Origin of the sequence: Halorarum halophilum (genome assembly GCF_013401515.1) — an archaeon.
GTDB classification, from domain to species: domain Archaea; phylum Halobacteriota; class Halobacteria; order Halobacteriales; family Haloferacaceae; genus Halorarum; species Halorarum halophilum.
Map to the genome: position 1 here is coordinate 1,570,516 of NZ_CP058529.1, position 17,538 is coordinate 1,588,053.

General features: G+C 68.7%; 17 protein-coding genes. 8 read left to right on the top strand and 9 right to left on the bottom strand.

From position 1 onward, the window contains the following. Positions 1-38: 38 nt before the first annotated feature. From HUG10_RS08000 to HUG10_RS08010, 3 genes are all read right to left on the bottom strand, one after another. Positions 39-2,582 (bottom strand): efflux RND transporter permease subunit, encoded by a 2,544-nt coding sequence (locus tag HUG10_RS08000; protein ID WP_179169072.1) that lies wholly within the window; start codon positions 2,580-2,582, stop codon positions 39-41. Between the two features lie 3 nt (positions 2,583-2,585). Continuing rightward, positions 2,586-4,106, bottom strand: coding sequence for a COG1361 S-layer family protein (locus tag HUG10_RS08005; RefSeq protein ID WP_179169073.1), 1,521 nt, complete (start codon positions 4,104-4,106; stop codon positions 2,586-2,588). 87 nt (positions 4,107-4,193) lie between these two features. Further along, entirely contained in the window at positions 4,194-4,916 is a 723-nt protein-coding gene (locus HUG10_RS08010) for a DICT sensory domain-containing protein (protein ID WP_179169074.1), read from the bottom strand. A 274-nt stretch (positions 4,917-5,190) separates the two neighbouring features. On the opposite strand from HUG10_RS08010, the gene HUG10_RS08015 reads away from it, so the two are divergent. The 3 genes from HUG10_RS08015 (at position 5,191) to HUG10_RS08025 (ending at position 7,969) form a co-directional block, all read left to right on the top strand. After that, positions 5,191-5,625: a DoxX family protein gene (locus tag HUG10_RS08015; protein WP_179169075.1), complete on the top strand. Its 435-nt coding sequence runs from the start codon at positions 5,191-5,193 to the stop codon at positions 5,623-5,625. Between the two features lie 91 nt (positions 5,626-5,716). After that, a complete protein-coding gene (locus HUG10_RS08020; RefSeq protein ID WP_179169076.1) occupies positions 5,717-6,781 on the top strand; it encodes an ATP-NAD kinase family protein in 1,065 nt (354 codons plus the stop codon). Positions 6,782-6,937: 156 nt separating this feature from the next. Next, the gene (locus tag HUG10_RS08025) at positions 6,938-7,969 is read left to right on the top strand and encodes a phosphate signaling complex PhoU family protein (RefSeq protein ID WP_179169077.1); all 1,032 of its coding nucleotides are present in this window, start codon (positions 6,938-6,940) and stop codon (positions 7,967-7,969) included. A 123-nt stretch (positions 7,970-8,092) separates the two neighbouring features. Here the strand turns inward: HUG10_RS08025 and HUG10_RS08030 are convergent, their stop codons facing one another. Both HUG10_RS08030 and HUG10_RS08035 read right to left on the bottom strand, forming a co-directional pair. Beyond that, positions 8,093-8,446, bottom strand: a complete 354-nt coding sequence (locus HUG10_RS08030) for a DUF7528 family protein (RefSeq protein ID WP_179171026.1) — start codon at positions 8,444-8,446, stop codon at positions 8,093-8,095. A 218-nt stretch (positions 8,447-8,664) separates the two neighbouring features. Further along, positions 8,665-9,879: an LEA type 2 family protein gene (locus HUG10_RS08035; RefSeq protein WP_179169078.1), complete on the bottom strand. Its 1,215-nt coding sequence runs from the start codon at positions 9,877-9,879 to the stop codon at positions 8,665-8,667. A 142-nt stretch (positions 9,880-10,021) separates the two neighbouring features. Between HUG10_RS08035 and HUG10_RS08040 the strand changes: the two genes are divergently transcribed. The 4 genes from HUG10_RS08040 (at position 10,022) to HUG10_RS08055 (ending at position 11,971) form a co-directional block, all read left to right on the top strand. Then, positions 10,022-10,207 (top strand): DUF7525 family protein, encoded by a 186-nt coding sequence (locus tag HUG10_RS08040; protein WP_179169079.1) that lies wholly within the window; start codon positions 10,022-10,024, stop codon positions 10,205-10,207. A gap of 81 nt (positions 10,208-10,288) precedes the next feature. Further along, the gene (locus HUG10_RS08045; RefSeq protein WP_179169080.1) at positions 10,289-10,513 is read left to right on the top strand and encodes a DUF7123 family protein; all 225 of its coding nucleotides are present in this window, start codon (positions 10,289-10,291) and stop codon (positions 10,511-10,513) included. Between the two features lie 223 nt (positions 10,514-10,736). Beyond that, positions 10,737-11,162: a CoxG family protein gene (locus tag HUG10_RS08050; RefSeq protein WP_179169081.1), complete on the top strand. Its 426-nt coding sequence runs from the start codon at positions 10,737-10,739 to the stop codon at positions 11,160-11,162. Further along, positions 11,159-11,971 carry a nitrilase-related carbon-nitrogen hydrolase gene (locus HUG10_RS08055; protein WP_179169082.1) on the top strand — a complete coding sequence of 271 codons (813 nt, stop codon included), beginning with the start codon at positions 11,159-11,161 and terminating at the stop codon, positions 11,969-11,971. Before HUG10_RS08050 ends, HUG10_RS08055 begins: the two co-directional genes overlap by 4 nt. Positions 11,972-11,995: 24 nt before the next feature. Here HUG10_RS08055 and HUG10_RS08060 read toward each other — a convergent pair whose 3' ends face one another. From HUG10_RS08060 to HUG10_RS08070, 3 genes are all read right to left on the bottom strand, one after another. Next, on the bottom strand, positions 11,996-12,241 hold the full coding sequence (locus HUG10_RS08060; RefSeq protein WP_179169083.1) for a hypothetical protein: 246 nt from the start codon (positions 12,239-12,241) through the stop codon (positions 11,996-11,998). Positions 12,242-12,537: 296 nt separating this feature from the next. After that, positions 12,538-13,602 carry a D-xylose 1-dehydrogenase Gfo6 gene (gene gfo6 / locus HUG10_RS08065; RefSeq protein WP_179169084.1) on the bottom strand — a complete coding sequence of 355 codons (1,065 nt, stop codon included), beginning with the start codon at positions 13,600-13,602 and terminating at the stop codon, positions 12,538-12,540. Positions 13,603-14,272: 670 nt separating this feature from the next. Then, complete coding sequence (locus tag HUG10_RS08070) at positions 14,273-15,805, bottom strand: aldehyde dehydrogenase family protein (RefSeq protein ID WP_179169085.1); 1,533 nt, start codon at positions 15,803-15,805, stop codon at positions 14,273-14,275. Positions 15,806-15,924: 119 nt separating this feature from the next. Between HUG10_RS08070 and HUG10_RS08075 the strand changes: the two genes are divergently transcribed. Next, positions 15,925-16,353 (top strand): DUF4112 domain-containing protein, encoded by a 429-nt coding sequence (locus HUG10_RS08075; RefSeq protein ID WP_179169086.1) that lies wholly within the window; start codon positions 15,925-15,927, stop codon positions 16,351-16,353. 54 nt (positions 16,354-16,407) lie between these two features. Here the strand turns inward: HUG10_RS08075 and HUG10_RS21760 are convergent, their stop codons facing one another. Continuing rightward, positions 16,408-17,346 (bottom strand): RIO1 family regulatory kinase/ATPase domain-containing protein, encoded by a 939-nt coding sequence (locus tag HUG10_RS21760; RefSeq protein ID WP_246310239.1) that lies wholly within the window; start codon positions 17,344-17,346, stop codon positions 16,408-16,410. Between the last annotated feature and the right edge of the window lie 192 nt (positions 17,347-17,538).

Consider the following 17,538-nt stretch of genomic DNA (forward strand, 5'->3'; position numbering starts at 1 on the left):
TCGCCGGGCGCCGAGCGACGGGTGACCGGTGGGAGCTATCAGTCCGTCGCCGCGACGTCGCCCGACTTCGCCCGCTCCTCGGTCCCGTCGTCGGGCGACGGTTTCGACTCCGGTAGCGGCCGATCCGGATCGAATCCGAGTGTGCGGTCCCAGACGACGAGCGCCGACGGGAGCACGAACAGCGACGCGAGGAACGAGTAGAGGATCGACAGCGCGGTGAGCACACCGAACTGGCCGAGCACGGTCAGGATTGCGAGCACGAGCACGCCGATGCCCGTCGTCGTGGTGAGCATGCTCCCCGCGAGCGCGCCGCCGGTGCCGCGTACGGTCCGGTCGAGCGACACGAACAGTCCGTGTTCCCGTCGCTCGTCGACGAACCGGTGGGTCACGTGGACCGAGTAGTCGATGCCGAGCCCGATCGTGAGCGCGAGGATGGTCGCGGTGAAGGCGTTGAACGAGATGCCCGCGAGACGCATCGTCGCCGCCACGCCGGCGACGGCGACGAGGATGGGGACGGTGTTCGCCAGCCCCAGCGACGCGTACCCCTCGAGGATCCGGTAGACCACGAGCAGGAAGACGACGGTCAACCCGAGCGCGATCGCCAGGCTCTGGACGGCAGACTGGAAGATGAGGTCCGAGACCGCCTTGAAGACCACGGTGTTCCCAGTCGCCGTCGCGTCGTCGCGGTGGCGGTCGGCCATCGCTCGGGCGTCGTCGGTGATCTCGCCCTGGGAGGCGCTCGCCTTCGTCGTGTAGACGACGCGCGCGGACCGGCGGTCGTCCGAGAGGTACTGGGCGGCCTGGGCGCCGGCGGGCGAGGAGAGGAGCGCGTCGTACACCTGGCCGAGGTTGTCGTCGGGGATACCGTTGCCGTCCGCGTCGTTACGGGCGACGAGCTGCCGGAACTCCTCGTCCTCCTCGGCGTGCGACCGGACGACGGTGACGATGCTCGTCGACTCCGCCTGTCGGCCCTCGCTCACGATCGAGTCCGGTGGGGACTCACCCATCCGGTGGAGTTCCTCCAGCGCGGTGTCCCGTTGCATCCGTCCCTCCACGTACACCGTCACCTGCCCGTCGTTCGTGCTCTCGAAGTTGTCGTCCAGGAAGTTCAGCGTCGCCACCACCGAGTAGTCCGCCGGGGCGAACGGCTCGGGGAGCGATTCGAGGTACGCCGGCGTCTCCTCGGGCGGGAGGAAGTCCTCCTGCGAGAAGGACGTGTCCACGCCGGTCGCGTAGGCGCCCGCGGCCAGCGAACTGACGAGCACGACTGCCAGGAAAACGGTCGGGGCGGCCCGGGCGATGGAGACGCCGCCCGAGAGGACCCGGCTGAGCCGGCTGCCCTCGGCCCCGAGCGGCTTCTGACTGAACGTCGGGATCGGAATCCGGTCGCGTCGGCGGTCGATCCACACCTTCGCGGCCGGGAGGAACACCCCGAACAGCAGGAACGTGAAGACGATGCCGACCGCCGCGACCACGCCGAAGTCCTTGATCGGTTCGAGGTCGGAGACGAGGTTCGAGAGGAAGCCGATGACGGTCGTCCCGGTGACGATGAAGAACGCGACGAGCAGCTGTCGGGTCGTCGCCTCCATCGCGCCATCGACGCCCAGGGCGTCGAGGTCCTCCCGGTACCGGTTCACCACGTGGATGCCGAAGTCGATGCCGACCGCGAGCAGCAGCGGCGGCACCGCGATCATCATCTGGTTGAACGGGATGCCCGCCAGCCCGAGGAACCCGAACGTCCAGACGATGGCCATCAGGAGCGTCGCCGTCCCGAGCAGCAGGTCGAGCAGGTCTCGGTAGGCGACGACGAGGAAGAAGACGATGAACACCACCGCAGCCGGGGTGACGATGAGCAGCGAGTCGACGATGACCTTCGAGAACTCGTCGGCGAGGATGCCCGACCCGAACACGGTGATGTCGCCTGTATCGCTCGCGACGACTCGTTCGACGCGCTGCTGGATGGGCGTCAGCGGGCTCGTCCCGCCCTGACCGGCGGCGGAGCCGGACGAGAGGCCGTCGGGGAGTTCGTGCGTGACGACGCCGATGGTCGCCGAGGCGCTCGCGGACTTCCGGTTGAAGTCCGACGACACCGAGCCCGTGAACGCCGGGTTGTCGGCGTTCGACCGGACGGCCTCTCGGACCTCGGAGGGGGTGGACCGCTCGAGGGCGCGGATCTGCGCCTCGGTCGTGCGCGCGGACGGGTCGATGGTCCGGGCGACGACGGCCGCCGCGCTGGAGGTGCTCGCCACCCGCAGGTCCTCGCGCTCCTCGAGCCGGTCCTGCGTCCGCAACATCCGGAGCATCGCCTGCTTCGAGAGCACGTTCCGGTTCCGCTGGATGAGCTGCGTGCTCCCCGTGTCGGCCTCGAACGACGGGCCGAACTCGCGCTGGACGTCCGAAAGCGCCTCCTCCGCCGGGATCCCGGAGGCGAACTGCGAGGTACCGGCCTCCGTCGACACGTTACTGAGACCGACGGCGAACACGGCAGTTACGAGCAGGAACGCGAGCACGACCCGGCCGGGCCGGTCGGTGATCAGGTCGCTCGCACGCTCGACGAGGCGCTCGTGGTCGAACTCGACCATCGGTTATCGCCGGTAGTAGTACGTGCCGGCGCCGAGCAGGACGAGCAGGAGCGCGACGCCGCCGAGAACCGGCAGCGGGAGCCCGCCGCTGTCGGTGTCGTTGACGGTAACCGGAACCTTGTACGCGTCGGAGATGCGGGTGTCACCGTCGGCCGTGACGTACTGGAAGTCCATGCTCAGCGGGTACGTCTTCTCGAGAGCGGACCCTCCAACGCTCAGGTCGAACGTGATCGTTCTCGTCTCACCCGGCCCCAGTTCGGACACGAACGCCTCGTCGTCGGCGGAGGACAGCGGCGCGTCGGCGAACAGCTTCGCCGAGACGTCGGTGACGGCGGTGTCGCGGTTGTTCGTCAGTTCGATCCGGAGTTCGCCGCCGGATCCCGGAGCGAACTCGGCGTCGACCGGGTCGACGACGAACTCGTCGCGCTTCTCCGCGACGTCGACGCGGACGTCGGTCGTGTCAGTCGTCCGCTGTGTGCCCTCGTCGTCGCGGTACTGCATCGAGAGCCCGAACTGGCGTGTGCCCGCCTCGGCGGCGTCGGCAACCTCGACGTCGAAGTCGAACTCGGCCGACCCGCCCGCCTCGAGCGAGCCGACGGCGACCTCCGTCTCGAGGGGCGAGAGGTTCGGGTTCGACGTCTCGAGCAGCACGACGACGTTGCGGGCGGTCCGCTCGCCCGTGTTCGTCACGGTCCCGGAGAGCGTGCCGTCGTCGCCGACGCGGAGCGAACTCTCGACGTCCTCGACGTCGAACGTCTGCTCGGACAGCGGCGTGAGGCCGAACGAGTGCGTCCGCGAACTCGTCGCGATGCCGTCCACGTCGTCGTACTGGGCCGTCATGTCGACGGCGTACTCGCGCGTCTCGGCCGAATCGGCGACCGTGGCGTCGACCTCGACGGACTTCGTCTCGTTCGGCTCCCACTCGCCGACGAACCGCCGGGTGCTCGCTGACTCCGAGAACGTCACGTCGGCGTTCGCCGACTCGAACGTCAGGACGGCGTTCGAGGCCGTCTCCTCGCCCGCGTTCGTGACGTCCACGGTGACGGTGCCGCTGCCGTCGACCGGGACGTTCGCGTCCACGTCCTCGACGACGAACCGCGCGCGTTCCTCGATGCGGACCGGGACCGTGACGGTCGTCGTCTCCCGGTCGTCCGTATCGTCGACGTAGTCGACGGTCACGGGGAGGTCGTAGGTCCCGGCCGAGATGTTGGCCGGCACGTTCACGGTGACGGTCACCGACTGCGGGGCGCCGTCCTGCATCGTCCCGAGCGAGCGCGGCCCGGACCGCACTGAGATGGGTGTGTCGCCGCCGCGGACCGTCACCTCCACGTCGCCGGCGGTGTCGGCGCGGTCGTCGGGGTCCTCCGCGTCGTTGGTCAACTGGAACGTGAGTTCCTGCGTCGTCCCCGGCTGGAGGGTGGGCTCGGGGACGCTCGTCTCGAATCGCGCGTCGACCGCGCTCGCGGCGATCGGGACCGTCACGAGCATGACGACGAGAGAAAGTACGAGGAATCGACGTGACATAGGTTCGATACCTGCGCTTGTCGCCCCCGTTTCTTAAGTCGTCCCAAACCAGCGGAAACTGAATGGCCGTTCAGTCAGCGAATTGGGCTATCCAGGTTCCGACCCGTACCGCTCCGTGAGGTGGTCGAGCACCGACCGCACCGTCCCGGGGTCGTACGTCCAGACGCCGTAGAAGCGTCGTTCGTCCGGGGGGTCCCGTTCCTGAGCGAGCAGCGCGCAGGCGGAGTCGGGGGCGCCCCCGCCGTCGTAGACGACGAACCACGACTCGCGGATCTCCGCCGTCCCTTCCTGGTGGACGGTGACGCCCTCGAGAGGGGGTACCGACGGCTCCGGCGCGCAGTACACGTGGACGTCGAGGTCCCTCGTCGCCAGGCCCTCGTACACCTCGGTCTGGTCACGGAGGGCCCCCGCGTTCTGGAAGCCGGCGTGGAGTTCGCCCACGCCGTGTCGCCAGGCCCGGTCCTCCATCTCCCTGGAGGCTGCGAGCAGCTGTCCCACGTCGAAGGAGGTGAACGTCGTGTCCGCCAGGTGTTCGAAGATGGGCGCGAACGGGTGCCCGTCGTCCGGCCGGCCCACCCTCAGCCCCCGAAGGCGACGGAGATCGACGGCGGCGAGCACCCTGCCGTCGTCCCCGGCAGTGAGAACGGCGTATCCGGAGCGGTTGCTGTCGGTGGTGGCGACCTCGATGCGCACCTGCTGGGAGGCGAAGTACTCCTCGAGTTCGGTCCGAATGGACTCCGTCGGCGGGTCGTACAGCGTGAGCCGTTTCTCCCGGCCCTCCACGTCGTCGATCACGTCCCGGAGAGACATCGGGTTGGTCCGGGGTTGACGGCGGATTCGTATAAGGGTTCCACCCAGGGGCGGGCCATCACTCGTGGGGTGAAAGAGCCGAGACGTGACTGCTCGGACCGCCCGATCGGCGCCCGAGATAGTATAAACGTATTGTCGGGAATTTCCGCTCGTCGGCGAGCCAGTCGGTTCTCTCCAGTCGATACCCGTTCAGCGGGGTAGTGACACGGACGTAACCCGGTGACCGGGTTGTCAGCAAATAGATAAGAGTGGCCGGCAACTAGGGACGGATGCAATGGATCCCACCATCGTCCTGCAGGCGGAGAGCGTGTTCGACAGCGCGGGCGCCGCCGAGGTCTTCCTCCTCGGTCGCCTGCTGTTCGGCGTCGTGCTCGTGTACACGGGCCTGAACCACTTCCGGAACACCGACGCGATGACGGGCTACGCCGACGCGAAGGGGCTCCCGGCGCCCCGACTCGGCGTCCTGTTCTCGGGCGGCATGCTGATCTTCGGCGGCCTCGGTATCACGCTGGGCGTGCTCGTCCCGTGGGCGGCCGGCGCCATCGCGCTGTTCATGATCGTCTCGGCCGTCGTGTTCCACGACTTCTGGGCCGCCCCCGAGGAGCAGCAGCAGGACGAGATGAACCAGTTCATCAAGAACACGGTCATCGCCGGCGGCGCGCTCGCGTTCCTCGCCCTCTCGTCCGTGCCGTGGCCGTACAGTCTGTAGACGACCGGTCGTCCGTCGTCGCCGCGTTTCGATTCGACCGACCGCACCTCCGACCGCGCCGTTTTTCCGCGGTCCGCACCCACGCCCAGCCATGCGAATCGGGTTCCTCTGTAACCCCATCGCGGGCATGGGCGGCCGGGTCGGCCTGAAGGGGACCGACGGGAAGGTCGCCGAGGCGCGTGCCCGCGGCGCCGAGCCCCGCGCCCCGGAGCGCGCTCGCCGCGCCCTGACGGCCCTCCGCGAACGCGCCCCCGACGTCGACCTGCTCGCGTGGGGGGAGCCGATGGGCGCGACGGAGGCCCGCGAGGCGGGGTTCGACCCGGAGGTCCTCGGCGCGCCGGACGGCGAGGAGACGGGACCAGCCGACACCCGGGCAGCCGTCGAGGCGTTCCAGAATGCCGACGCGGATCTGGTGCTTTTCGTCGGCGGCGATGGCACCGCCGCGGACGTCGCCGAGGCGCTCGAGGGGAGTCGGACGCCGATGCTCGGCGTCCCAGCGGGCGTGAAGGTGTACTCCTCCGTCTTCGCCGTCTCGCCGGAGGACGCCGCGTACGTCGCCGCCACCTTCGAGCGGGCCGAACGCCGCGAGGTGATGGACATCGACGAGGACGACTACCGCGAGGGCGAGGTGAACCCCGAACTCCGGGCGGTCGCGTTCGTCCCCGTCGCCGACCGGCTCCAGTCCTCGAAGCAGCTCGGCGGCGGCACCGTCGACGCTCTCGCCGAGGGTGTCGCGGACGACGTCCGCGCGAGCCCCGACCGGACCTGGGTGCTCGGTCCGGGCTCGACGGTCGGCGCCGTCAAGGAGGAGCTCGGCTTCGAGGGCTCGCCCATCGGCGTCGACGTGTACCGGGACGGGGAAGTGCTGGTGGCGGACGCAAGCGAGTCGGAGATCCTCTCGTCGCTCGGCGAGGACAACGTCATCGTGGTCACCCCGATCGGCGGACAGGGGTTCGTGTTCGGCCGCGGCAACCCCCAGCTCTCGCCCACCGTGATCCGCGAGTGCGAGGTCGAGATCGTCGCCTCGCGGGACAAGCTCGACGACCTGCGCGTCCTCCGCGTCGACACCGACGACCCCGAACTCGACGAGTCGCTCCGCGGCTGGGTGAAGGTGCGCGTCGGCAAATTCGAGCGGCGGATGATGAAGATCGTCTGAACCCGGAGGTGGGGGCGGGAGCGTTCGGGTCGAGCTCACAGCGTGGTTCGGGCTCAAGGTGGGGCTTCGTGGGTGGAGTTGTCACTAGAGGTTCGGCTCGAGCGTATAATGAACATAGGAACAAGGTTAAGGTCGACCAAGGGGTATCCCCTCGACATGGAAACCCGTAAGGTCCAGCGATTGGGCCCCTCCACGCTGGCGATGACGCTGCCGGCCGAGTGGGCCAAGGAGCACAACGTGGAGAAGGGCGACGAGGTGTCGCTCCGGATGGGCGGCAAGGGGACGCTCACCGTGCTCCCGGAGTCCGCGAGCACCGAGGACGCCGAGGCGACGCTCCACGCGGACAACCTCGACGCGGACGCGCTCGAACGGGCCATCCTCGCACAGTACGTGCTCGGCCGCCGCGTCATCAACATCACCACGAAGGAGGGCGCGCTCGACTCCGACCACATCAACGCGGTCTACAAGGCCGAGACCCAGCTCATGGGCCTCGGCGTCATCGAGGAGACGCCCGAGAACATCGCCATCCGCTGTTCGGTCGACCCAGAGGACTTCACGCTCGACAACCTCCTCCAGCGGCTGGAGAACACCGGCTCGACGATGCGCGGCGAGGCCGTGAAGGCGCTCGCGCACGGCAACCCCGACCTCGCCCAGCGGGCGCTCAACCGGGAGCGACAGGCGAACAAGATCTTCGTCCTGCTGCTCAGGCTCATCTTCACGGCCTACCAGAACCCGAACCTCGCCCGCGCGGTGGGGCTCGACTCGGGCTTCCCGCTCATCGGCTACCGCTCGGTGGCGAAGAACCTCGAACTCATCGCGGACAACGCCGAGGACATCGCGGAGATCGTCATGGAGGCGGAGGACCACACGCTCGACGTCGACTCCGCCACGATGCGGAAGATCCGCGAGGTCACCGACCAGGTGGACGACATCACCGCGATGGCCGTGGAGTCCGTCGTCCAGCGCGACTACTCGCTCACCATCGAGGTGCGCTACCTGTTCCGCGAGCTGAAGGACCGCGAGCAGGACATCCTCACCGACCTCCCCGAGATGGACAACGAGAAGCTCCTCCGCGTGCGCGAGGTTCTGGTGAGCCTGCAGGAGACCGCACAGTACGCGATGCGCATCGCGGAGGTCGCGGCGAACCTCTCGCTGAACGAGGAGAACGAACACGTCAGCATCGTCTGAGCGTCGACGGAACGGCGATCGCGACGCGAGGAGGCGCGGTCGAGGGACCGAACGCCGACGGAGCCGAATCGTTCGACGGACCGGTCGCGTCGACGGCTACCGTCCCCTGCTTCTCCGGGCCCGTTACCGGTCCCCCTCGCTCTCCTTCCGCGCCGTCAGCGGGTTCCGGCGTTCGATCGAACAGTCGAAGCCGGGGTGCTCCGCGAAGTGGCGGATCAGCATGTGCCGGCGCGACCCGGTGATCCCGGTCCGGCCAACCTCCTCGGCGGAGAACTCCGCCGGCAGGCGGTCGTACAGCCGGCGCAGCTCGTCGAAGGAGGAGAACACCTTCGCGTTCCCCGCCGAGTCGGCCGCCTTTCTGGAGACGACGTAGCTGCCGTCCGTGCGGTACTCGCCGACGGTCCGGAAGAACTCCCGGCGCTCCGTCAGCGCGTCGCCGATGGCGTCCTGCAGGTTGGCGGCGGCGTCCCTGCTCAGTTCGCAGGTCCGCCCGTCGACGTCGACCAGGATCGCGTCGCCATCGGTGGTTACGGCTACGTTACCGTCCGAGAACTCGATCAGGAGCGGTGATACTCCGAGACATACTACGCCCTGATGCCGCGGAGGATAAAGCCCTGTCGGCGGGTGCAAATAGCGGGGTGTGCGTGATCGGCTCCGAAGAGGTCACGGGAGAACGGCGGCGGGAGAAGATGGTCTCAGTTACCGCCCGACGAGGCGACCGCGGACCGACGGTCCGAGAGCAGGCCGTCGTCCTCGGTGGTCGTGGTCCCGCCGGGGGTCGCCGTCTGCGATTCGGTTCCGGTCGACGTCGACCCGTCGTCCGGCGCGTCGGTCGGTGTTCCGGCCGGAGCGTCCGTCGCGCCGCCGTCCCCGGTACCGGCGTCGTCGGAGTCCCCGCCGTCCGGGTCGCTCGCGTCGTCGGATCCCTCACTCGATCCGCCGTCGCTCTCGTTCTTCGTCCCGAACACGTCGGTCTCCATCGTCTCGGTGAACTCGTCGAGCTTCACGCGCTGCTCGCCCGCCCCAGCCGCCGAGAGGTCGAACGTCAGGAACAGCTCCATCCGGAGCTCGGTCACCTGGTTCCGCTCGAGGTGCGAGACCCACCACTCGTCGAGTCGCTGGGTGTCGATCCGTGTCGTCGCCTCGACGGGGACCGTCTCCCCGGGCGGAATCGTCGTCGTGCGGCCCGCCTCGCCGTCGCCGACGTCGACGCCGTTCATCGTGATGTTGTAGCCGAGCGACGAGAGGGTGATCGGGTAAGCCTTCGGGTTGTGGAGGAACAGCGTCATCCGGATCTCGGTCGTCTCCTCGTCGACGGTCCCCCACGACGCGTCCGTCCGCTCGAGGATCATCACGGGGTTGGTCACCGCGGCGGCGTCCGCCTCGATCGGCTGGGACTCGTTCGTCCGGAACGCGCCGATCAGGTTCGTGTCGATGTCGCGGCTCACCTGGGGTGCCCCGAACGTCCGCCCGAGGAGCGAGGAGTGGACGCTCGCGTCCACTTCGAGGTCCGTGTGCTCGTCGTTCGAGACGTGGCTCACCCACCACTCCGGGATCTTCGAGTTGTTCATCCCCGTCTCGAACGTCAGCGTGCTGTTGCCCGCCCCGATCTCGACTCCCTCCTTCGTCCCCTCGGCCATCCGGACGTCGTTCATCCTGACGGCGTAGTCCACTGTCGTCCCGCCGAGCCGGACGTCGATCGGGTTGGGGTTGCGGACGACCATGTCCGTCCGGATCGTCGACGTCTCGTCGGTCACCTCGCCGAACCGATTCTCGACGGCGACGACCGACGGCGCGCCGACGAGCCCGAGCGCGAAGGCGGCCCCTACCGAGCCGACCAGCACGACGGCGACGACGGCGACGACCTTGACGATCGAGAGCGCCGAGACGAGTCCGCGCGTGTCGCTCATGGGCGGGGGCTCTCGCTCCCCCCAATTAAACCGAGCGTTCCCCGACTGGGACGACGGAATCCGGCGGGGACGGCGGATCGGGCGCGCCGTTCGACCCCGCCGCAATCGGGCGAACTAAGTGCACACCGGCGGAGTCCCGGGTATGGCAACCGAATCCGTCTCCTCCGACATGGGAACCGGGCTGGCCATCGTGTTCGGTGCGGTCGCGACGGTCGGCGTCGGGTTCATGCTCGCCGGGGGGAGCCAGCAGGTGATGGCCTGGGGCTTCGCGCTCGCGATGCTCGCGGGGGCGCTCTCGGTCAGCGCCGTCCACCTGTACGACGCCTAGGAACCCGACGACTACCGGACGCCGTAACCGCTCCGTAAAGCGTTAAGCACGCTCGTCCCGTACGGGGCGACGAGACCAGCGATGACGGACTACACATCCGAGGAGAAGCGGATTCTCGCGTACCTCCGAGACAGCGTCTCGCGGGGTGAGGAGTACTTCCGCGCGAAGAACATCGCGGAGGCGATCGGCCTGTCGTCCAAGCAGGTCGGCTCGCGGCTCCCGCACCTCGCGGAGAAGTCCGACGAGATGGACATCGAGAAGTGGGGTCGCGCCCGTTCGACCACCTGGCGCGTCGAACTGGCCTGATCCGGACCCCGCAAGCACGTCCGACCACCCGTCATCACCCGCGCGTACCCCTTCCCCGTCCGACCAGTCGCCTGCCAGTTCCCGCTCGAACCGCCCGCCCACAGCTCCGAGGTCGTCCGTCATCGACCCGACCGAGCCGTTCCCCGTCCCCGACCCGGCAGTCCCCCGTCCGTTGACGGAACCCACCGACTTTTTCGCCTGCCGCCCAAAAGCCGAGATACTCATGACCATGCGCGTTCGCCGGGCGTTCGTCTTCGACGCGCCGCCCGAGGACATCTGGGCGTTCATCGCCGATCCCGCGAAACGCGCCGGCGCCATCAGCGTCGTCGACGACTACGAGGTCCACGACGCCGGCGACGCGACCTGGCACGTCCGCCTCCCGATCCCCATGATGCGGTCGACCATCGCCGTCGAGACGAGGGAGGTCGAGCGCGACCCGCCGAGACACGTGAAGTTCGTCGGCACCTCCGCCGCGTTCCGGGTTACCGGCGAACACACCGTCGAGGCGGTCGACGGCGGGACCCGCCTCGACAACGAGTTCGTCGTCGACGGGAAGCTCCCGGGCGTCGAGCGCTTCTTCGAGCGGAACTTCGAACGGGAGCTCGACAACCTCGAGGCGGCCCTCCGCGCGGAGGTGGGCGTCGCGTGAAGCTCGCGCTCGCGCAACTGGGCGTCGAGGCCACCGACCTCGACGGGAACCTGGACCGCGCACTCGCCGCCATCGACGCGGCGACGGCGCGGGACGCGGACCTCCTCGCGCTCCCGGAGCTCTGGAACGTCGGCTACTTCTCGTTCGACGCCTATCCGCGCGCGGCCGAGTCCATCACGGGGTCCACGCTGTCGGAGCTCTCCGACGCGGCCGCAGAACGCGGCCTGGCGTTGCTCGCCGGCAGCATCGTCGAGGACCTCGCCGCCTCCGCCGACGCTGGCGTCGACGTCCCCGAACCCGAGGGGCTGGCGAACACGGCGGTCCTGTTCGACGCCGACGGCGAGCGCCGCGCGGTGTACCGGAAACACCACCTGTTCGGCTACGAGTCGGCCGAGACCCGCCTGCTCACGCCCGGCGAGGCGCTCCCCGTCGTGGACATGTTCGGCTTCGGCATCGGCGCCATCACGTGCTACGACCTGCGCTTCCCCGAGCAGTTCCGCGCGCTGACGGACGCCGGCGCCACGCTCGTGCTCGTGCCGAGCGCGTGGCCGTACCCGCGGGTCGAGCACTGGGAGACGCTCCCGCGGGCACGGGCGGTCGAGAACCTGGCGTACGTCGCGACGGTGAACGGCGCGGGGGCGTTCGAGGACGCGGAACTGCTCGGGCGCTCGACGGTGTACGACCCGTGGGGAACGACGATCGCCTCGACCGACGACGAACCCGCGCTCGTCACGGCAGAGATCGATCCCGGCCGGGTCGAGCGCGTGCGCGAGGAGTTCCCCGCGCTTCGGGACCGGCGGGACTACTGAGAACCGGGCGCCCCAGGGGGCACGTTACTCCACGTAGTGGACGAAGACCCGGCGACGGTTGCCGAGCGCGTCACAGAGCCGCTCGCGCTCGTCCGGCGGGAGGTCGAGGTGTGCGAGCGGAACCCGTTCGACGGCGATCAGACGGCCGTCCGGGTCCTCGTCGATGACCTCGCCGGGGTCGCCCAGCCGTTCGGTGCGGATGTACCGTCGAGGTTCGGCGAGGAGGCGGTCGGCGCCACCGAGGAGCGCGTCGGCCCGCAGCCGTGGCATGACACTGCCTTCGCGGCGGGCGGCATAGCCCTTCCGCCGACGGCACCGCTCGCCGTCCCGGAGGGTTTATCTGTGACAGCGCGCTACGGACGTGTGCCGACGAAACGACGCTTTTCTCGTCGTGACTCGGCAAACCAACAAACCGCCACCCGCGCCGACACCGCCGTGCTGACCGCACACGGCTGCGCCGCGAATCCGGGGATCGCGGCGCGAGTTCCGCGCGCCACTCCCACCTTCGCCTTTCGTTTCACCGTACCGTCACCGTTCGCGAGCGCCGGGAGTACCGTCGTTCCTGCTCAGTTTCGAACGTCGACGCGTGAGCCAGTCTCCGCCGATTCGAGAACAGCCGTCATCGTCCGCATGTCGACGAGGCCGTCCTCCCCGTCCGACTCGATCTCGCCGCCGGTGAGGACGGCGTTCGCGAAGTAGTCGAACTCCTCGCGGGTCTCGTTCGCGCCGACGCCGACGAGTCGTACCCGTCCGGCTTTCGTCTCCACCATGATGTCCCGGTCCTCGGTGGATCCGAACGCCGGGTCGACGACGACGCGCCCGTGGGTCCCCTGCACCGTCAGCCTCGTCGTGGTGTACCCGGAGAACGACGCCGAGAAGTTCCCGACGTACTCGCCGAAGTCGACGCTGAAGTCCGAGTGTTCGTCCACCTCGGCGAACGCCTCGCCCGTCGAACGGGTGTCGCCCCAGGCGGCCACCGGGTCGCTGTCGAACAGGAACCGCACCGTGTTGAGCGGGTAGATGCCGAGGTCGAACAGCGCGCCGGCGCCCGCGAGTTCGGGGTCGAGGCGCCACTGGTCGGGGCCGCGCTCGCCGTCGAGCGCGGGGTAGGTGAAGTCGCCGAACGCCCGCTGGGGCTCGCCGATGCCGCCGCCCCGGAGGAACTCGCGGAGGCGCCGAACGACCGGGGCGGCCTGCATCCGGTAGGCGGTCATCAGGGGGACGCCCTCGTTCTCGCAGGCAGCGACCAGGCGCTCGGCGCGTTCGAGGGTAGCCTCCAGCGGCTTCTCGCAGATGACGGCCTTCCCCAGCCGCGCCGCCGTCTCGACGTGTGGGAGGTGGAGCCTGTTCGGCGTCGAGACGTAGACGGCGTCGTACTCGTCGACCGCCTGCCCCGCCGTGTACTCGTGGTAGTCGAGGGCGGTCGCCATGTACGTCTCCCCGAGTTCGGCGCGCTTCTCCGCGCTCCCACTGACGATGACGGTCGGTTCACAGTAGTCCGCGGTCGCGATGGCGGGGAGCGACACCGCCCGGGCGTGCCCGCCGCAGCCGACGACGGCTATCCGGAGCGTCCCCTCGGGGGAGTCGTCCCAGTCCCGCGCCACCGCGTCGGCGAACAGGTTCTCGAGCACGGGTGTATAGTCGATCCCGTCCACGAAAAGGGCGACGCCGGTGGAGAATCAGTTTCGAGAACCGGGACGGTAGAGTCAAGTGGTACGCAGGCTGCTCACGAAACGCCGCGAACCGGACCGCCGCAACGCCGCCGTCGGCGACGACTGGCGGTCCCGTCGAGCGCGTTCCCCAGCGCGTTCGACACTATCGTACCCACTCCGGGTCCGACTCGGTTCGGCTCGCGGGACGTCGGGACCTTTCCCGACGGCGCGGGGACGCGGGCGTTCCGCGGCGACGGCCTTCGGCCCATCCGCCGCGGGACTGGCGGTCCGGCTGCTCCCGCTCCCACTCCCGCATTCGGCCGCCACACCGGCGTCCCCGCGACACCGATACTGCGTGAGACACGCCATCCACTCCACGGGAGCGGCGGTGGGCGTCGTTCGCGTTTCGTACTGTTCCGACCGACCAATGTCCCCTCTCGGTGGTCGAACCTGGTTCACGAGCAACTGCCGTCGAGAACGAGGCGCTCCTGTTCGATTGCTATCCGGACGTAGTAGAGAGGATTAGCAGAACGGGGTTCGACGTGAGTTACCCACTTCGAAACCGCTGGCCCGTCGACGGGTCGGACCACTGAGGCGTTCTCGCACTCCGGTCCCGTCCACGGCTCTAGTCGTGGTTCCCGGACTTACGCTACTCCTCGCGGGTTTTGATGTCCGCGGAGAGCCCCTGGGCCATCTCGATGTCGTAGCTGTTGTTCAGCGTCCACGCCGTCCGCTCGGTCACCGCCTCGATGACCTCTCGCGCGCTCGGGTAGCCATTGCCCGACTTCTTCACGCCCCCGAACGGGAGTTGCACCTCCGCCCCGATGCACGGCAGGTTGCCGTATGCGAGGCCGACTTCGGCGTTGTCCCGGAAGTAGTTGATCTGGCGGTAGTCCTCCGAGATGATCGCGCCAGCGAGGCCGTAGTCCGTGTCGTTGTGGATCTCCACGGCCTCCTCGATGTCACCGCTGTACTCGAGCAGCGCGACGTGCGGCCCGAACACTTCCTCGTGCGTACTTCGGAGGTTCTCGTGGGCGTCCGCCTCGTACACGAACGGCCCGACCCAGTGGCCGTCCTCGTGGCCCTCGGGGATCTCCTCGGCCGGCAGTTCCGTGCGGTCCACGAGCACGTTCACGCCCTCGTCCTCGGCGAGCTGGTTGTACTTCGCGACCTTCTCCTTGTGGCCCGACTCGATGAGCGGCCCCATGAACGTGTCTTCCTCCAGGGGATCGCCCACGGCCACGTCCGCGGCGATGTCGACGAAGCGGCTCTTGAACTCGTCGTATACGTCCTCGTGGACGATCAAGCGCTCCGAGGAGACACACCGCTGGCCCGTCGTCTTGAAACTCGACATCACCGCCGAGTGCACCGCCGTATCGAGGTCCGCCTCTTCCGTGATGACGATGCCGTTCTTGCCGCCCATCTCGCACGCGGCGAGTTTTCCGGGTTCGCCGCCGACCTTCGAGGCGATCTCCTGGCCGACTTCCGCCGAGCCCGTGAACAGTACCGTGTCGACGCGGTCGTCCTCGACGATTGCGTTACCCGCGTCGCCGAACCCCTGCACCATGTTGAACACGCCGTCGGGGATGCCAGCCTCCTCGAACATCTCCGCGATGATCTGCCCGCACCACGGCGTCTGTTCTGCGGGCTTCCAGACGACCGTGTTGCCCTCGACGAGCGAGACGGCCATGTGCCAGAACGGGATGGCGACGGGGAAGTTCCACGGCGTGATACAGCCGACGACTCCCCGCGGCTTGCGCCGCATGTACGCGTCCTTGCTCGGAATCTCGCTGGGGACGACGTCGCCTTTCGGGTGGCGGGCGTCACCCGCAGCCCACTCGACCATGTGCCACGCCTCGGTCACGTCCGCCTTCCCCTCGGAGATCTCCTTCCCGCACTCCTTCGTGACGATCTGGCCGAGTTCGTCGTGACGCTCGCGCAGTTCGTGGTAGATGTCCCAGAGGTACTCCGCCCGCCGGATGTGGCTCAGGTCGCGCCACGTCTCGAACGCGTCCTCGGCTTCCACGAGCGCGGCGTCCACGTCGGCTTCGGTGCCGCGGTGGAACTCGCCGAGCGCCTCGCCCGTGGCCGGGTTGATACTCTCGAACGTCCCCTCGCCCGCGCCGTCGACCCACTCGCCGCCGATGTACTGCTGGTAGACCTCGTCGGAGCTTCGACTCATGGGCAAAACTTGCGCGAGGGTACTCAAATAGGTGCGGGAATCGGCCGTGACGTGGCCGCCACGAGTCGGGGAAGATTACCTGCCGACAGCCCTTTTCCTCCAGGGCACCGTGGTCCAGTATGGACGAGAAAACCCGCGAAGCGCTGGAACAGGCTGACGAGGCTGCCCTCCGACGCGTCCGCACCGTCGCGGGCCTGATGGACGAGGCCGTGCGCGTCCCCGGGACGGACTACAAGGTCGGACTCGACCCGATCCTCGGCATCGTGCCCGGCGGCGGGGACCTGGTCTCCGCAGGCATCTCGCTGTACATCATCGCCGAGGCCGCCTACCTGGGCGTCCCCCTCTCGACGCTCGTCAAGATGCTCGGGACGGTCACCGTCGACGTGGTCGGCGGGTCGGTGCCGGTCCTCGGGACCCTGTTCGACGCGTACTGGAAGGCGAACAAGTGGAACGTGGACACGCTGGAGGAGTACCTCGGCGTCGAGGGCGAGGAGGAGACGGCTGACCCGGACGAGCCGGTGAGCATCGACGTGACCGAGTCCGACTGAAGCATCGGGTGCGCCGCAGGTACGACGGTAGTTCTTCTTCGCGGTCTCGGACTGTCAGGAGGCTCGAACGTCCTCGTCGCCGTCGGCACGCTTCTCGATCTCACCCTTGAGCGCCGGCCCGTCGAAGTCGTGGTCCGGGCGAACGCGGACGAAGTCCAGGTACTCGCGCGCGCCGAGCAGGTCCTCGAGGGAGTAGGCCGAGAGCGCGGCGTCGACCGCGTCGGGCGCGCCGATGAGCGGTTCCAGCGCCGCGAGCCCGCAGGCGAGGTCGTACCGGCGCGCATCCTCGCCCGCGTCGCCCATGGTCGTCGGCTCGTCGGTCGGCTCGCCCCGATCGGGTTCGTCGCCTCCCCCGAGCAGGCCGGTCACACCACGGTCCTCCTCCTCCCCGGCGTCCTCGTCGTCCCCCACCGTGCCGCGGATGTTCGTCGCGTCGATGAGGTAGAGGTCGCCGTCGAGGATGAGCACGTTCTCGGCCCGGAGGTCGCCGTGGGCCAGGCCGTGATCGTGCATCGTGTGGAGCGTCCGGAACAGTTCGGGCGCGAGTTCGCGCTCGCGCTCGACATCGAGTTCGTCGAGGGGGCGGAACTCGGGGAGGTACTCGAGCACGAGCACGCCGAGCCCGTCGATCTCGAGCGCCTCGACGGGTTCGGGCGCGTTCAGGCCGATCTCGCGCATCCGCCGGGTCGCCTCGAGTTCGTGCTCGGCCATCTGGTAGGGCGTGCCGAAGTGCTCGAAGAACCCCTCCGTGCCGGAGGTGAACGCGCCGAGGTTCCGGCCGGTGGTGAACAGCGCGTGGACGAGCGAGTTCTGCTTCGAGATGACCTTCACGAAGTACCGGTCGTCGAGGACGAACGGCGTGGAGAGCCAGTTGTCCGCGTCGAGAAATCGAACGTGGGCTCCCTCGCAGTCGTACCGTTCGGCGAGTTCGCGGGCGATCGTCTCCAGGCGAGGCCACCCGACGTTCCCCCGGACGAACCGGCGCAGTTCCATCGATTTCGGTAACGCCCCGGACGGCAATAAAGGTCTGCGGAGTTCCTGACGACCGGGAGACGTGAGCGTCTTCTGAACGTGTACCGTCTGAAGTGGGCCAGTTGCGGTTGGCGCGCGTGACTGCGAGCCCGGAGGGCGAGCAGACGCGCGCGAGGGATGAGTGAACCGGCGCGCCCTTGTGGCGCGCCGCAG